The following is a 15,543-nucleotide window of genomic DNA, read 5'->3' on the forward strand; positions in this document are numbered from 1 at the left end:
GCCTTCAAGTGGGGGTATGGCGGCAGTCTACGTACAGATATTTCACAAAACCAGCGCCGCATAATCCGCATGGGCGCCGCGCATGACCTGCCAGGTGGCGTCGTCAGCAGGAATCAGATGTTCGATGCGCAGCGAGGCGAGGGTGATGTCCTGGGGCATGCCGAAGGTGGTGAAGGTCGACAGGAAGTTCAGTTCGCCACGGGTCGAGCGCACGCGGGTGAGCACCAACGGCGGCAGCGCCTCGGACCGTTCGGTGCTGGCCGGCGCCGGCAGAGAGGCCAGCAACGCCGCCAGCGTCGGATTGCCCAGCGCCTCCCGGCTGGCGCGCTGCCAGGCCAGGGTGCGGATTTCGTCGGCATTGATCAGGTGATCGCCGAGGCCGCACGGTTCCAGCAGGGTGGCCAGCAGGTTCAAGCCGTCGCTGGCCTGCGGCGGGATGCCCACCAACTCGAACAGCACCGCGGTGCTGGCGTTGGCGGCCAGCACCTGCCATTCGCTGCCCAGCAGGATCGCCGGGGCCGGGTTGTTGGCGTGCAGCACATGGCTGACCGCCTCGCGAATCGCCGCCATGCCGGGTGCGGCGAGTGGCGTGGCGGTGTAGCGCGGCGCGAAGCCGGCGGCGAGGAATACGCGGTTGCATTCGTCCAGCGGCACTTCCAGCGCGGTCAGCAGGTTATGCAGGGTGCCGGGGCTCGGCTTGGCGCGGCCGGTTTCGAGGCAGCTGAGGTGGCGCTGGGAAACACCGGTGATCAGCGCCAGGTCGAGCTGGCTCAGCTTGGCGTGCCGACGCAGTTGGCGCAGGTAGGCGCCGGCGGTAACAGGCGTGTCCATGGCGTGTTCATGACCTCCGAGGTCATTGCGAGGGCGCCCACCTTATCACTAGGGTGACGGCTCGATCACTACAAGGAAGAAACCATGCTCAGACCCTCTATCGCCCTGGCCGCCTTGCTCGGGTTTTCGCTGTATACCCTGGCTACGATGCTCATGGCCGAGCAGTCGCTCATGGCGTTTGGATTGGAATTGATCTCGCGTCCGGACACCGCGCAGGTGGTGATTGACCTGTACCTGATGGCAGTACTCGCCTGCGTGTGGATGTACCACGATGCATGTGGGCGAGGGCGGTCGCTGGCGTCGGTGCTGCCGTATTTTTTGCTGACGGCGGTGTTCGTGTCGGTGGGGCCGCTGCTGTATATCGTCGTCAACCAGTGTTCGCGACGCGCACAGCCCCCGGTCTGAGGCAATTCCCTGTGGCGAGCGGGCTTGCCCCGCGTTGGGCTGCGCAGCAGCCCCAGTCATCGCCACCCCGTTTCTTCAGACAGTCCGAGGTGTCAGGTTTTTGGGGCTGCTGCGCGGCCCAACGCGGGGCAAGCCCGCTCGCCACGGAGGTAGAGGAGGGTCAAGGGTTGAGGAAGGCCTGGTAGTTGTCCTTGGTGATCTGCTGGTAAGGGATGGTCAGCTCAGCCACGTAGGGCTCTTGCTTGACCATCTTCACTGCCAGGTCAATTGCGCCCACGGCCTGCCCCTTGTTGTCCTGATACGCCGTCACCAGCAACTGGCCTTTCTTCACGGCATCCAGCCCGGCCGCGCCGCCATCGCTGCCGGCGACCAGGATGTCCTTGCCCGGTTGCATGCCCGCCTGGCTGATGGCCATGGCCGCGCCAATCGCCATCTCATCGGCATTCGCCGCCACTGCGTCGATCTTGCGTCCGGACACGATCCAGTTGTTCATCAGGTCAATCGCCTTGCTGCGCTGCCACTCCGCGCTTTGCTCCTCGACAATCTTGATGCCGGGGTAGTCCTTGAGCACGTTTTTCACGCCCTGCGTGCGGTTGTGCGTGGCGTTGTTGGAGAGCAGCCCGAGCATGATCGCGAGGTTGCCCTTGCCGCCCATTTTCTCGGCCAGGTAGCGCATCTGGATCTCGCCCGCCTTGATCTCATCCGAGCCGACATAGCCCACCCCCGGTGGCACCTCCTTGAACTCGGGACGGCGGTTGACGTACACCAGCGGGATCTTGGCCTGCTGGGCATTCAGGGTCATTTTCTGCGTGGCGGCGGTGTCGACGGCGTTGACGATAATCGCGTCCATGCCCTGGGCGCTGAAGTTCTGCACCTGGTTGAGCTGGCGGACCACATCGCCCTGGGCGTCTTCGAATTGCAGGCTCACGCCCGGCAACTCCTTGGCATGGGCGGCCATGTAGTCACGCATCTGCGCGAGGAATACGTCGTCGACCTGGGCGATGCTTACGCCGATACGGATATCGGCGAGTGCCCAGGGGCTGATGGCGAGGGTGAAGAGTGCCGCAAGGAGGTGTTTCTTCATGATATTGCTCCGTTGTTTTTGTTGTTGTTAAAGCATCACGCCTGTCGCTTGGCCCGCAGCTGCGTGACGGCCGCCGCGAAGTCTGCAGGTGTCCAGCGTTCGTCGAGGGCTTGCAGCATCAGTGCCTGTCCGGTTTGCGGGGCCAGGCCGTGCAAGGGTGGGTCGGTGTCGAGGTTGGTCGGGAAGGCATAGCCGTCGGCGGTGCAGGCCACCACCGCAGCAACCGCCTGCGCGTCCAGGCCGGTATTGGCCAGCAACGCCGGGTACACCGCCAGCATCATGCGGTCACGGTCGAGGGCTTCCATGGGCTTGCCGAACGCCGAGGAGATTTGCAGCAGATTGGCCATGCGCTGGCAGTCGGCGGTGCGATTGGTGCCGGCGGCATGGAACAGCGCCGGATTGAAGAACAGCAGGTCGCCCTTGTTCAGTGGCAGTTGCACGGCATGGTGCTGGAAGTAGTCGATAAACTCTGCGCGGCGCCAGGCCAGGTAGCCCAGGGCGTATTGCTGGGAAAACGGCAGCAGCTGGGTCGGGCCGGTTTCCAGCGGCATGTCCGAGTGAGCCACCGCGCCCTGCAACGTCAGGTACTGCGACAGCAGGTGCAAGGGCAGGGGGAAGCGCTCCACCACCTCGACGGTCTGGAAGCCCAGGTGATAATCGCGGTGCGGCTGTTGCGCCTGGCCGCCGGGGTGCACCACGTTTACCTGCGCCGTGACCTGGTAACTCGGGCCCAGCCACGCCTCGGCGATCAGCCCCAGCAACGGGTTGGCGTAATACTCGACAAACGATTCCGGCGACTGCAACGCGGCCTTTTGCAACGCGTTCCAGATGCGCCCGTTGCTGCCGGCCTTGGCAAAGTGGTCGGCGGCCACACCTTGCGCGGCCTCATGCGCGAAGATCGCGTCGAACACCTGGCTGTGCCGATCCACCACCTCCAGGTCTTCATAGGCGCGGCGCACCACCATCACCCCCGGCCCGTCGCGAAACAGGCGATGCAGTTCGTTCATGACCGCAAGGCGGTCGCTGTTGCGCAAGGTCTGCGCCTGGTAGATCGGCACGTTGCTGACCACTTCAGCGGCCAGCGGATAGTCCTCGGCCTGCGCCTTCTGCGCGCAGACGCGGCTGAAGTCAGCCAGGCGCACGGCCTCTTCGGTCACAAATGCGGACATCACGCACCTCCTGGCAGGCTCAGCGCCTGGTGCGGTTGCGGGCTGCCGCCGTCGGTGCAACCGACCACGCCTTGTTCCAGGTCGATGATCGAGCCGGTCATCATCCCCGACTCGCGTGACAGCAAAAACGCCACGCTTTGCGCGACCTCCTCGGGCTTGAGCAGGCGCCCGAACGGCTGCGCGCTTTCGGCCTTGGCCAGCCAGCCATCCTCGGCACCGTGGTAGTGGCGCTGGATTTCATCCTCGTGGGGCGTGTCCATCCAGCCGATATTCAGGCCATTGACGCGGATGCGGTTGCGCAGCGCGCTGAACGCGACGTTCTTGGTCAGAATCGCCAGCGCGCCCTTGGACGCCGCATAAGCACTGAGGAACGACTGCCCGCCGTGCCCGGTCACGCTTTGGATATTCACCACGGCGCCTTCCACACCGTTGCTGATCATCAGTTTCAAGGCGTCCTGCATCAGGAAGAACGGCGCGCGCACGTTCACCGCCATCAACCGATCAAACAGCTGCGGCGAGGTGTCGAGAATGGTGCCGCGATCCGACATGCCCGCGCAGTTCACCAGCCCGTGCAAGGTGCCGAAGTGGGTGCGTGCCGCCTCGATGATCGCGCGACAATCCTCGACTTTCTCAAGGTCGGCCTCGACAAAAAACGCCGGGCAATCGAGTTGTGCCAGCAGTCGCACCTGCTCTTCGCCCTGGGCGAGGCGGCGCCCGCAGATGATCAGCCCGGCGGCGCCACGGCGCGCCAGGGTGTGGGCGACTGCCGCGCCGAGGCCCTGGGTGCTGCCGGTGACGACAAAGTATTGGCCTGAAAACGAGGTGGCGAGATCGGTAGAGGGCATGCAGTTTCTCCTGGATTCTTGTTGTTGTGGATCGTCCGGCTCGACGCCGGGCAAAACTGAGACTAGCATTGCAAAACCTCAGTAACGCCCAAAAAAGACCTCAAAAACACCTCAGGCGAAACCCATGCTCGAACGCGCAAAACATTTCTCCATCAAGCAACTGGCCACCCAGGCCGGGGTGAGCAAAGCCACGGTCGACCGCGTGCTGCACCAGCGCGGCAGCGTGCACGCGCAGACCCGGCGGCGGATCGAGCAGGCGCTGGAGGAATTGGAGGCTCAGGAGAAAAACGGCTTGGCGGTGGGGCGCACGTTTCATGTCGACGTGATCATGCACACCCCACAACGCTTCAGTGCGGCGGTGCAGGCAGCAATCACCGCGCAGTTGGCGAGCCTGGCGCCGTTTCGGATTGCCCCGCGTTTTCACCTGTTCGAAGAAATCGAGCCGCAGGCCATGCACGACCAGTTGGTGCGGTGCCTCGACAACGGCAGCCAGGGCGTGGTGCTCAAGGCGGCCGATGAGCCGGCGGTGAACCAGGCGGTCAAGCAACTGATCGCGGCGGGGATTCCGGTGGTGACCCTGGTCACGGACCTGCCACAAAGCGAGCGCATCGGCTACGTCGGCATGGACAACCGCACCGCCGGCCAGACCGCCGCCTACCTGATGTCGCGCTGGTTGCCGACGCAGCCCCAGGACGTCGCGGTGGTGATCGGCAGCGAGCTGTTTCGCGGCGAAGAAGAGCGCGAGATGGGCTTTCGTGCCTGGCTGCGCGGGCGTGCTCCGCACTTGCGCGTGCTCGATATCAGCGGTGGCTACGGCGTGTATGCGCGCACGTTCGAGCGGGTCACCCAGGCGCTGCAACAGCATCCCGACCTCAAGGCGGTGTACAGCGTCGGCGGCGGCAACCGCGCGATTGTCGATGCCTTCGCCGCGCTTGATCGCCCGCTGGAGGTGTTTATCGGCCACGACCTCGACCAGGAAAATCGCCAGTTGCTGCTCGACGAAAAAATCGCCGCGATCATCGATCACAACCTGCAGATCGATGCCCGCCACGTGTTCCTGCACATCCTGCACTACCACCGGTTATGGAAGGCCGGCCCGATTGCGCCGTCACAGGTACAGATCGTCACGCCGTTCAACCTGCCGGACTGAATCTCCCTCAATAACAACATCAGGAGTTCGACCATGCTACGTATCGCCGTTCTGGGTGCCGGGCGCATCGCCAAGATCCACGCCGCCAACGTCGCCGCCCACCCCAATGCCACGCTGGTGCTGGTGGCTGATCCCTGGCGCGAAGGTGTCGATGCGCTCAGCGCGCAACTGGGCTGTGAGGCGGCCTACGATTGCGCCGCCGCGCTGACGCGCAAGGATATCGACGCCGTGGTGATCGGCACGCCCACCGACACCCATGTCGATCTGCTGCTGGCGGCGGTCGCCGAAGGCAAGGCGGTGCTCTGCGAGAAGCCCATCGACCTCGATATCGCCAAGGCCCGCAGCGCCGCCCAAGCGGTGGAGCGCCAGGGCGGCAAGGTGATGCTCGGCTTCAACCGGCGCTTCGACCCCGACATGCTGCGCCTGCGCCAGGCCCTCGACGCCGGGCAGATCGGCGCAGTGCGCCAGGTCATCATCACCAGCCGCGACCCCGGCCTCGCGCCCCGCGATTACCTCGAACACTCCGGCGGAATCCTGCGCGACATGACCATCCACGATTTCGACACCGCCCGCCACTTGCTCGGCGAGGAGCCGGTGGAAGTCAGCGCCATCGCCAGCCGCCTGGTGGACCCGAGCCTGGAAGCGATCGACGACTACGACAGCGTGATGGTCCTGCTGCGCACCGCCTCGGGCAAACAATGCCATATCAACTGCTGCCGCCAGGCGGTGTACGGGTACGACCAGCGGGTCGAAGTTTCCGGCGCCAACGGCGTGTTGCTCACCGATAACCATCGTCCCAGCACCGTGCGCCACTGGAGCGCCGAACACACCGAGGCGCTGGAACCGCTGCAGCACTTCTTCCTGGAGCGCTACGCCGATGCTTATCGCAATGAGCTGACGCAGTTCATCGAGGCGCTGAACCACGGCCACGCGCTGCCCACCAGCATGCGCGACGGCCTGTACGCCCTGCACCTGGCCGATTGCGCATTGGCTTCGGTGCAGACCGGGCGCAGCGTGGCCGTTAACTACGACCTGTAGGCGCTGGATTGCCGGCGCTGACGCGTCAACACCGGGCCGATTGCAGCGTCACTAAGGCGCCTGCATCGTCCGGCGGTCCACCAACCGGATGCTATCGCGCCCGCCACGCTTGGATTCATACAACGTAGTGTCGCCTTGCTCGATCAATGCGGTGAGGCTCGCCGGCGGTTGGTCGAACAGGTTGGCGCCGATGCTCAGGGTCACCGGCTGCGGGGTAGGCACGGTCTGCGCGGCCAGTTGATAAAACTGGTCGCGCAGGCTGCTGCCCAGTTCGATGATCTGCTCGCTCGACGCCGGGCTGAGCAGGATCACAAATTCGTCACCGCCCAGGCGTGCGGCCAATGCGCCACGGGGCACCACACTGCGGATCATCTCGCTCAGGGCGATCAGCAGGCGGTCACCGGCCGTGTGGCCGTAAAGGTCGTTGACCCCTTTGAAGTTATCGATGTCGATCAGCAGCAGCGCACCCGGTTGCGCCGGTGATACCTGGGCCAGCAGGCGTGGCGCGCGCAAGTCGAGGGCGCGGCGGTTGTACAGGGCGGTCAGCGGGTCGCGGGCGGCGAGGCGGGCGATCTGTTGTTCGCGCCGGTAGCGTTCCGAGCCGGTCATCGACAGTGCGATCAGCATGATCGCCATGGCGCCTTCCACCAGTGACACCTGGATGATTTCGCCCTTGAACGCGGCAAGGTCGATCAACGTGCCGGGGATCAGCACCGACAGCGCCTTGGCCAGATAGAACACGCCATGGATCAACAGCACGTACCGCAGTTGCACCGCGCCGATGCTCAGCGATTTACCGTGCGGACGCAGCAGGAAGCTCGCGCGCAGCGTCGGCAGCGCCACCAGCAGCGATTGCACGCCGAGCATGGCCTTGGACCAGGGCAGGTCAGCCGGCAGCATCAGCATCCCGAGCCAGACCACCAGCAGCAGCCACCACAGGCGCGAGAGGCGCACCTGGGTGAACCGCGCCACGCCGAGTAAAAACAACAGGTGCGCAGCTACCAGCAGGCCATTGGCGAACCAGATGCCGATCATCAGGAAACCGCTGCTGCGCAGCAGGGCCAGGGTTGAACCGAGGGTAATGGTGGCGAAACCGGCGCTCCAGAACAGCAGCGAAGGTTCGCGTACGCTGCGCCATTCAACGGCCAGGTACAGGGCGGCAGCGGCTGCCAGGGCAACGGTGAGTGCCAAAATCGTGGGAGGGTCGAGCGTCATTTCGTGCCGGGTCTGCCTGGGTGTGCGTTTAAACCGGGATTGTAAGCGCACACGCAGGTTTTTCAGAACACTTAGGGTGATGGCACACAGCCATCCGATGACCGGCGGTCTAGACGCCTTTGGTCGACGGCAACAGGATGGTCAGGATGCCCACCAGCGGCAGGAACGAGCACAGCTTGTAGACGTACTCGATGCCATGGTTATCGGCGAGCAGGCCGAGCAACGCCGCGCCGATCCCGCTGAAGCCGAACATCAGGCCGAAGAACACCCCGGCGATCATGCCAACGTTGCCTGGCACCAGTTCCTGGGCGAACACCACGATGGCCGAAAAGGCCGAGGCCAGGATAAAGCCGATCACCACGCTGAGCACGGCGGTCCAGAACAGATCGACATAGGGCAGGGCGAGGGTGAAGGGCGCGGCGCCGAGGATCGAGAACCAGATGACCTTCTTGCGGCCGATCTTGTCGCCAATCGGGCCGCCAAAAAACGTGCCCGCCGCCACTGCACCGAGGAACAGGAACAGGTACAGCTGCGAATTGGCCACCGACAGGTTGAATTTCTCGATCAGGTAGAAGGTGAAGTAGCTCGTCAGGCTGGACATGTAGAAGTACTTGGAGAACACCAGCACCGCCAGCACCACCAGGGCAAACGTCACCCGGCGTTTCGACAGGCCGTGGGTGGCTTTGCTGCCTTGCTTGAGCTTGAACAGGTTGAGGTGGTTGCGGTACCAGCGGCTCAAGCCATAGAGCACCAGGATCGCGAACACCGCAAACAGGCCGAACCAGGCGATATGGCCCTGGCCGTAGGGAATGATGATCGCCGCCGCGAGCAACGGGCCGAGGGCACTGCCGGTGTTGCCGCCGACCTGGAAGGTCGATTGCGCCAGGCCGTAGCGCCCACCGGAAGCCAGGCGCGCGACGCGCGAGGTTTCCGGGTGGAAGGTCGACGAGCCGACGCCCACCAGGCCTGCCGCCAGCAGAATCGCCGGGAAGCTGCCGACAAACGCCAGCATCAGGATGCCGATCAGCGTGCACACCATGCCGGCCGGCAGCAGCCACGGCTTGGGATGACGGTCGGTGTGGTAGCCGATCCACGGTTGCAGCAGCGAGGCGGTCAGCTGGAATGTCAGGGTGATCAGGCCGACCTGGGTGAAGCTCAGCCCGTAATTGGCCTTGAGCATCGGGTAGATCGAGGGCAGTACGGCCTGGATCAGGTCGTTGATCAGATGCGCCAGGGCGCAGGCGCCGAGGATACGCATGACTAACGGGCTTACTTGAGGCGGACTCGAGGTGGCAGCAGGTGATGCGGTCAAGGTCGACATGCAGGCATTCCATACAAGGCAGCGATCAGGGACAGCCCGTACTTGAGCAGGCTGTCCATTTCAAATTGTTTCGATGGTTATGCTAGAGTCGCCGAAAATGCCTGTCTCGCGTAATTCGGGAAGCAACCATCGCAAAAAGGGCGAAATGATTAAATCACTCGATGTTTTTCTGCAGGAGATCGATGCGGGCGACTGGGCCGTGATCAGCTCGGCCACCGACTACCCGGAGAACTGGGTGATCCCCGACCATCGCCACGAAAAGCACCAGTTGTTGTACGCCACCGAAGGCGTGATGGTGGTGCATTCGGCGCATAACCAGTGGACGGTGCCGCCCAATCGCGGTTTCTGGATGCCCAGCGGGCAGGTGCATTCCCTGCGTTGCGTGGGTGCGCTGAAAATGCGCAGCGTGTTTGTGCGCCCCGACAGTTTCCCCAACCTGCCGACCGAGACCAAGGCAGTGAGCATTTCGCCGCTGTTGAGTGAACTGATCAAGGCCTCGGTCAGCCTCAAGCCGCCGTACGCCGAGGATTCGCGGGATGCGCGGATCATGCACCTGATCCTCGACGAACTGGCGCTGCTGCCAGCGTTGCCGCTGTCGTTGCCGCAGCCCGCCGACGCGCGCATCAATCAGATCTGCGAGGCGTGGCAGGAGGATCCGGGTGATGCCTCCACCGTGGCCGACTGGAGCGAGCGCCTGGCCCTGGACCAGAAAACCATCCAACGCCTGTTCCGCAAGGAAACCGGCATGACTTTCGGCCAGTGGCGCCAGCAGGCACGGCTGCTGCTGGCGCTGGAGCGAATTGCGGTGGGAGAGAAGATCATCGACGTGGCCCTGGAGCTGGGTTACGACAGCCCGAGCGCCTTTACCAGCATGTTCAAGAAACAGTTTGGTAAGACGCCGAGTCATTTTTTCAGGTAGCGCGGCGCGCTTCGACAGACCTCAATGCCGGGTGGGAGGCCAGGCCGGCAAGCACGGCGGCAATCACCAGCAACGCGGCGCTCAGTTCGAACGTCGCCGGGTAGCCGCTGCGATCGAATGTCACGCCACCGACCGTAGCTCCAGCCGCAATTGCCAACTGGATGATCGCGACCATCAACCCGCCGCCAGCCTCGGCATCCTCGGGCAGCGTGCGCGCCAGCCAGGTCCACCAGCCCACCGGCGCGGCGGTGGCCACCAGGCCCCAACCGCCCAGCAAGACCGTGGTGATGATCGGTGAACGGCCGAGGGCGACGAGCAGCACGGCGATTCCTGCCATCAATAGCGGGATGGCAATCAACGGCACGAACAGGTTGTTCTTGAGCACACGTTCGATCAGCAACGTACCGGCCAGCCCGGCCAGGCCGAGGACCAGCAGCATCAGCGACAGCGTGGACACACTGACCTGGGTGACGCTTTCCAGAAATGGCCGCAGGTAGGTGAACAGCATGAACTGGCCCATGAAAAACACACTGACGGCGAGCATGCCCAAGGCCACGGGTGTGTGTTTCATCAGCCGCAACACATTGCCGGTTTTCGCCGTGCCGTCGGCCTTGATCGTCGGCAGGCTCGCGAGCAGCCACACTGCCGCGACCGCGGCCACCGGCACGACGCAGAAAAACGCGCCCCGCCAGCCGATCAGTCCGCCAAGAAAGCTGCCCAGCGGCGCCGCAATCACCATGGCCAACGCATTGCCGCCATTCACCAGCGCTAGCGCGCGCGGGACCTGGGCCGTGGGCACCAGGCGCATGGCGGTGGCGGCCGACAGGGACCAGAAGCCGCCGATGGCCACGCCGATCAGCGCGCGACCGAGCATGAACGTCAGGTAGTTCGGCGCGAGGGCGACCACGCTGCCGGAGAGAATCATCAGCAGCGTCAATGCCAGCAGCAGGCGCTTGCGCTCGACCCGCGCCGCCACGCTGGCGATCACCAGGCTGGTGAGCAAGGCAAACAGCCCGGACACCGAGATACCCTGGCCGGCCTGGCCCTCTGTAATGTGCAGGTCGGCCGCCAGCGGGGTCAGCAGGCTGACCGGCAGGAACTCGGACGCGACCAGGGCGAAGGCGGCCAGCGCCATGGCGAACACCGCGCCCCAGTGAGTTTTAAAGGTATTGGCCATTACTTCAGGTTGCCTTTGAAAAAATCCGTGAGCGTGGCGAAGGGGATCAGGTCGACCCGGTCGTAGAGGTCGACATGGCCTGCGTCGGGGATGATCACCAGTTTCTTGGGCTCGGCGGCGCGCTGGTAGGCGTCCTCGCTGAACTCGCGGGAGTGCGCTTCGGCGCCGGTGATCAACAGCAGCGGGCGAGGGGAGAGCGTCTCGATGTCGTTGAGCGGGTAGAAATTCATGAACTTCACATTGCTGGTCAGCGTCGGTCGCGTAGTAGTGCGCGCCGAAGCCTCGGCCGGGGTGAACTCGCCGCGCGGGGTGCGGTAGAAGTCGTAGAACTCATCACCCACAGGATCACCGGTCAGGGTGTGTGGGGTGCCGCCGGTGTACACGGTCTCGCCACCCTGGAACTCCACGTAGCGCTGGTTGGCAGCCTGCAGCAGCACCTGGCGACGTTGCGCGAGGGTCACGCCGTGTTTGAGGCCGTTACGGTTGGCCGCGCCCATGTCGTACAGGCTGACCGTGGCGATGGCCTTGAGGCGTGGGTCGATCTTCGCCGCACTGATGGCGAAACTGCCGCTGCCGCAGATACCGATCACGCCTATGCGCTCGCGGTCGACGTTGGGCCGGGTGCCGAGAAAGTCCACGGCAGCGCTGAAGTCTTCGCTGTAGAGGTCGGGCAGTACCGCGTTGCGCGGTTGGCCCGCGCTGGCACCCCAGAACGACAGGTCCAGTGACAGGCTGACGAAACCCTGCTCGGCCATCTTGGTGGCGTAGAGGTTGGCGCTCTGTTCCTTGACCGCGCCCATCGGGTGGCCGACGACAATCGCGGCAAGCTTGGCGTCGGGGGCGAGATGTCTGGGCACGAACAGGTTGCCTGCGACGGCCATGCCATATTGGTTGTTGAAGGTGACTTTTTCGACGGTCACCTTGTCGCTCGTATAGAAGTTGTCAGCACCGTTGGACATATCGGCTCCCAGCGCAGAAAGAGAAGTCACCAGCAAACCCAGGGCGAGCAAGAGGCTGTTCATGAGCGGTTCCTTGAGCAAAATGAGTCTGCGCATTTTCCCGGCACTGCCACGCGAGCTGTAGTGCGTTCCAGTGGATTACTTGCCTGATCCTCTGAGTTTCGCCGTTTGCCAGGGACACCTGCGGGCGGCCGCGGTACAGTTCGATCAACAGAAAAAAGGGCCCTTCATGAGCATTCATTCAACGCCCCTGGACGTGCTGATCCAGGCCATTGGCGCGCGCGTCCGGGTACCCGGGGACAGCCCCATGCCGATCCCGGGCCTGGGCTTTTATCGGCGTGAGCAGCCGGCGACCCCGGTGGTGTGCATGGTCGAGCCGAGCATCGTGCTGGTGGCCCAGGGCGAGAAGCGACTGTGGGTGGGCGGCGAGGGTTACCCTTATGACACCTCGCGCTTCCTGGTGACCTCGCTGGACATTCCCGCCAACTCGGAAGTGCTCACCGCCAGCCCGGAAAAACCCTGCCTCGGCCTGACCTTCAAGCTTGACCTGCGCATCCTCGCCGAGCTGATCGCCCAGAGTGAGGCGCCGCCCAGGCGCGAGCGGGCGGTGCTCAAAGGCGTGGGAATCGGCACGGTCACCACCGGCATGCTGGCGTCGTTCGCGCGCCTGGTGGAATTGCTTGATGAGCCTGAGGCGATACCGGTGCTGGCCCCCTTGGTCCAACGCGAGATTCACTACCGGCTGCTGCAAAGTGATCAGGCTGGTCGCCTGCGGCAGATCTGTTCGGTGGACGGCCAGGGTTACCGGATTGCCCGGGCAATCGACTGGCTGAAACTCAATTACCACGGCCCTTTGCGCGTGGATGAATTGGCCGCGCGCGTGCAGATGAGTGCCGCGACCTTTCACCATCACTTTCGCCAGCTGACGGCGATGAGTCCATTGCAGTATCAGAAATGGCTGCGCCTGAACGAGGCGCGGCGCTTGATGTTGAACGAGCATCAGGACGTGTCCAGTGCTGCGTTCAAGGTTGGCTATGAGAGCCCGTCGCAGTTCAGTCGCGAATACAGCCGCCTGTTTGGAGTACCACCCAAACGCGACATGGCCGCGTTGCGTGGCAAGGCGGCGGTCACTGATCTGCGGGGGTCAGATTAGCGTAGAAAATGCAGCCGATCAGGCGTGCAAACAGGCTGAGGGTTTCCGGCAGGTTCGGGTCATCAAACAGCATCGACCGCGAATCCAGTGCGCACAGCGCGCCAAACAGGCGGCCGTCGGGCAGGAAGATCGGCGCACCGGCGTAGCTCTCGATCGCGTATTGCTTGACCACCGGGCGCGATGCAAAGCGGCCGTTGTCGCTGATCTGCGGAATGAACAGGGCCTGGGGGTCGATGCAGAACTCGCTGCACAGGGTGGTTTCGAGGTCGAGGACGTCGTCGACGTGGATGCCCATGTCGACCGTGTCATGCACGGAGCAGACGATCCATTCCAGGTCGGTGAATTTGGCGATGCCGGCAAAGCGCATGCCGGTCAGGCGGGTGACCAATTGCAGGATGCTGGTGGTGGCTTCTATTTCGGCGATGGCAGCGCGTTCATCGGCGCTGAGTAGCGATTGTGCAGCGGTGACGCTTGAAACCATGCTTGACACTCCAATGGCGCGGCGGCCGGGGCCGCCACGCCGGGTAAGGGCTTAATTAATCCGTGGATGCTGCTGCACCAGGTTCTGGCGCTTGGCTTCCAGGGCGGCAATCTCGGCATCGATGTCTTCGATTTTCTGCTCGATATTGTCGTGGTGCTCCTGCAGGAGTTCCTTGGCTTCTTCCATGTCCGAGGCGGCCGGGGCTGCGCCGCGCAAAGGCTTGTTGGCGGTTTCCTTCATGGTCAGGCCAGTGATCAGGCCGATCACGGCAAACACCATCAGGTAATAGGCGGGCATGAACAGGTCATTGGTGCTTTCCACCAGCCAGGCCACGGCGGTTGGCGTCACGCCGGCGATCAATACCGACACGTTGAACGCACTGGCCAGCGCGCTGTAGCGCAGGTGGGTGGGGAACATCGCGGGCAGCGTCGAAGCCATCACGCCGATAAAGAAGTTCAGCACGACCGCGAGGATCAGCAGGCCAGCGAAGATCAGCCCGGTCTTGCCGCTGGTGATCAGCATGAACGCCGGGATGGCCAGGAACAGCAGGCCGATGCTGCCGGCGATGATGAAAGGCTTGCGGCCGATCTTGTCACTGACAAAGCCAATGAACGGCTGCACGAACAGCATGCCGACCATGATCGCGATGATGATCAGCACGCCGCTGTTTTCGGCGTAGTGCAGGTTGTGCGAGAGGTAGCTGGGCATGTACGTGAGCAGCATGTAGTACGTCACGTTGGTGGCCGCGACGATACCGATGCAGGTCAGCAGGCTGCGCCAATGCTTGGTGGCGATTTCTTTGAACGACACTTTCGGGCCGTGGGTCAGGCCTTCGCGGTCACCTTGTTCAAGCTTGTCGACATGTTGTTGGAACGCCGGGGTCTCTTCCAGCGCATGGCGCAGGTACAGGCCGATGATGCCCAGGGGCAGGGCCAGGAAGAACGGCAGGCGCCAGCCCCAGGCTTCGAAGTCCGCTTCGCCGAGCACGCTGGAAATCAGCACCACTACACCCGCACCCAGCACGAAGCCGGCAATCGAGCCGAAATCCAGCCAGCTGCCGAGGAAGCCGCGCTTGCGGTCTGGCGCATATTCGGCAACGAAAATCGACGCGCCGGTGTACTCGCCGCCCACCGAGAATCCCTGGGCCATCTTGCACAGCAGCAACAGGATCGGTGCCCAGATGCCGATGGAGGCGTAGCCTGGAATCAAGCCGATGGCGAAGGTACTCAGCGACATGATCACGATGGTCGCGGCGAGGACTTTCTGTCGCCCGTATTTATCCCCCAGCGCGCCGAAGAACAGGCCGCCCAGCGGACGAATCAGGAAAGGCACGGAGAAGGTGGCGAGGGCGGCGATCATTTGGACACTGGGCGAGGCGTCCGGGAAGAACACTTTACCCAACACATAGGCGACGAACCCGTAGACACCGAAGTCGAACCATTCCATGGCGTTACCCAGGGCGGCGGCGGTGATCGCCTTGCGCATCTTGGTGTCGTCGACGATGGTGATGTCTTTCAATCCGATGGGTTTGACGCTTTTCTTACGTAATTTCATGCGGGCCACTCTAAAGCAGAACAGGGGAGGTGCCATCGTTGCGATGGCACCGCTCTGTCACTTCAGATACAAGGGGACACGAAATAATTCACCACTATTTGTGTTTTTTTGCTTGGCGGGGAAACTGGTTTTAAACCGATTGGGTTTTATGGGGGGATTGGTTTGGGGTGAGCTGGCTTTCTTTGTAGTGAACTAGCTTTCTTTATAGTGAGCTGGATTTTTTTGTAGTGAACTGGATTTTT

The 15,543-nt window shown here is 63.3% G+C and carries 15 protein-coding genes; 5 read left to right on the forward strand and 10 right to left on the reverse strand.

Annotation, left to right across the window (positions count from 1 at the left end; translation table 11 throughout):
• Positions 1-42: 42 nt before the first annotated feature.
• Complete coding sequence (locus AC07SI_RS20185) at positions 43-831, reverse strand: helix-turn-helix domain-containing protein (protein ID WP_262135732.1); 789 nt, start codon at positions 829-831, stop codon at positions 43-45.
• 84 nt (positions 832-915) lie between these two features.
• Here AC07SI_RS20185 and AC07SI_RS20190 point away from each other — a divergent pair, with 84 nt between their 5' ends.
• A complete protein-coding gene (locus AC07SI_RS20190) occupies positions 916-1,236 on the forward strand; it encodes a DUF2834 domain-containing protein (RefSeq protein ID WP_495006379.1) in 321 nt (106 codons plus the stop codon).
• Between the two features lie 160 nt (positions 1,237-1,396).
• Here the strand turns inward: AC07SI_RS20190 and AC07SI_RS20195 are convergent, their stop codons facing one another.
• Genes AC07SI_RS20195 through AC07SI_RS20205 form a run of 3 tightly spaced genes read right to left on the reverse strand, consistent with a single transcriptional unit; the run spans position 1,397 to position 4,334 of the window.
• Positions 1,397-2,320, reverse strand: a complete 924-nt coding sequence (locus AC07SI_RS20195; protein WP_495006380.1) for a sugar ABC transporter substrate-binding protein — start codon at positions 2,318-2,320, stop codon at positions 1,397-1,399.
• Positions 2,321-2,355: 35 nt separating this feature from the next.
• On the reverse strand, positions 2,356-3,489 hold the full coding sequence (locus tag AC07SI_RS20200; protein ID WP_495006381.1) for a phytanoyl-CoA dioxygenase family protein: 1,134 nt from the start codon (positions 3,487-3,489) through the stop codon (positions 2,356-2,358).
• Positions 3,489-4,334 carry an SDR family oxidoreductase gene (locus AC07SI_RS20205; protein WP_495006382.1) on the reverse strand — a complete coding sequence of 282 codons (846 nt, stop codon included), beginning with the start codon at positions 4,332-4,334 and terminating at the stop codon, positions 3,489-3,491. Before AC07SI_RS20205 ends, AC07SI_RS20200 begins: the two co-directional genes overlap by 1 nt.
• A gap of 124 nt (positions 4,335-4,458) precedes the next feature.
• Here AC07SI_RS20205 and AC07SI_RS20210 point away from each other — a divergent pair, with 124 nt between their 5' ends.
• Complete coding sequence (locus AC07SI_RS20210) at positions 4,459-5,484, forward strand: LacI family DNA-binding transcriptional regulator (protein WP_495006383.1); 1,026 nt, start codon at positions 4,459-4,461, stop codon at positions 5,482-5,484.
• Between the two features lie 33 nt (positions 5,485-5,517).
• Positions 5,518-6,522, forward strand: a complete 1,005-nt coding sequence (gene iolG / locus AC07SI_RS20215; RefSeq protein ID WP_120448782.1) for an inositol 2-dehydrogenase — start codon at positions 5,518-5,520, stop codon at positions 6,520-6,522.
• Positions 6,523-6,573: 51 nt separating this feature from the next.
• Here iolG and AC07SI_RS20220 read toward each other — a convergent pair whose 3' ends face one another.
• Positions 6,574-7,737 carry a GGDEF domain-containing protein gene (locus tag AC07SI_RS20220; RefSeq protein ID WP_495006384.1) on the reverse strand — a complete coding sequence of 388 codons (1,164 nt, stop codon included), beginning with the start codon at positions 7,735-7,737 and terminating at the stop codon, positions 6,574-6,576.
• Positions 7,738-7,846: 109 nt separating this feature from the next.
• Positions 7,847-9,058 (reverse strand): MFS transporter, encoded by a 1,212-nt coding sequence (locus AC07SI_RS20225; protein WP_065908015.1) that lies wholly within the window; start codon positions 9,056-9,058, stop codon positions 7,847-7,849.
• Between the two features lie 97 nt (positions 9,059-9,155).
• Between AC07SI_RS20225 and AC07SI_RS20230 the strand changes: the two genes are divergently transcribed.
• Entirely contained in the window at positions 9,156-9,977 is an 822-nt protein-coding gene (locus AC07SI_RS20230; RefSeq protein WP_065908017.1) for an AraC family transcriptional regulator, read from the forward strand.
• Here AC07SI_RS20230 and AC07SI_RS20235 read toward each other — a convergent pair.
• Together AC07SI_RS20235 and AC07SI_RS20240 are read right to left on the reverse strand one after the other, a co-directional pair.
• Positions 9,970-11,154 carry an MFS transporter gene (locus tag AC07SI_RS20235; RefSeq protein WP_495006385.1) on the reverse strand — a complete coding sequence of 395 codons (1,185 nt, stop codon included), beginning with the start codon at positions 11,152-11,154 and terminating at the stop codon, positions 9,970-9,972. The two genes, AC07SI_RS20230 and AC07SI_RS20235, sit on opposite strands and share 8 nt — an antisense overlap.
• Positions 11,154-12,176, reverse strand: a complete 1,023-nt coding sequence (locus AC07SI_RS20240; protein WP_495006386.1) for an alpha/beta hydrolase — start codon at positions 12,174-12,176, stop codon at positions 11,154-11,156. Before AC07SI_RS20240 ends, AC07SI_RS20235 begins: the two co-directional genes overlap by 1 nt.
• Positions 12,177-12,342: 166 nt before the next feature.
• Here AC07SI_RS20240 and AC07SI_RS20245 point away from each other — a divergent pair, with 166 nt between their 5' ends.
• Entirely contained in the window at positions 12,343-13,266 is a 924-nt protein-coding gene (locus tag AC07SI_RS20245) for an AraC family transcriptional regulator (RefSeq protein WP_495006387.1), read from the forward strand.
• On the opposite strand, the gene AC07SI_RS20250 is transcribed toward AC07SI_RS20245, so the two are convergent.
• Together AC07SI_RS20250 and proP are read right to left on the reverse strand one after the other, a co-directional pair.
• Positions 13,241-13,747: a GAF domain-containing protein gene (locus AC07SI_RS20250; RefSeq protein ID WP_065908023.1), complete on the reverse strand. Its 507-nt coding sequence runs from the start codon at positions 13,745-13,747 to the stop codon at positions 13,241-13,243. The genes AC07SI_RS20245 and AC07SI_RS20250 overlap by 26 nt on opposite strands.
• A gap of 51 nt (positions 13,748-13,798) precedes the next feature.
• Positions 13,799-15,301 (reverse strand): glycine betaine/L-proline transporter ProP, encoded by a 1,503-nt coding sequence (gene proP, locus AC07SI_RS20255; RefSeq protein WP_065908025.1) that lies wholly within the window; start codon positions 15,299-15,301, stop codon positions 13,799-13,801.
• Between the last annotated feature and the right edge of the window lie 242 nt (positions 15,302-15,543).

The organism is Pseudomonas sp. GW821-FHT05D12 (assembly GCF_059419825.1).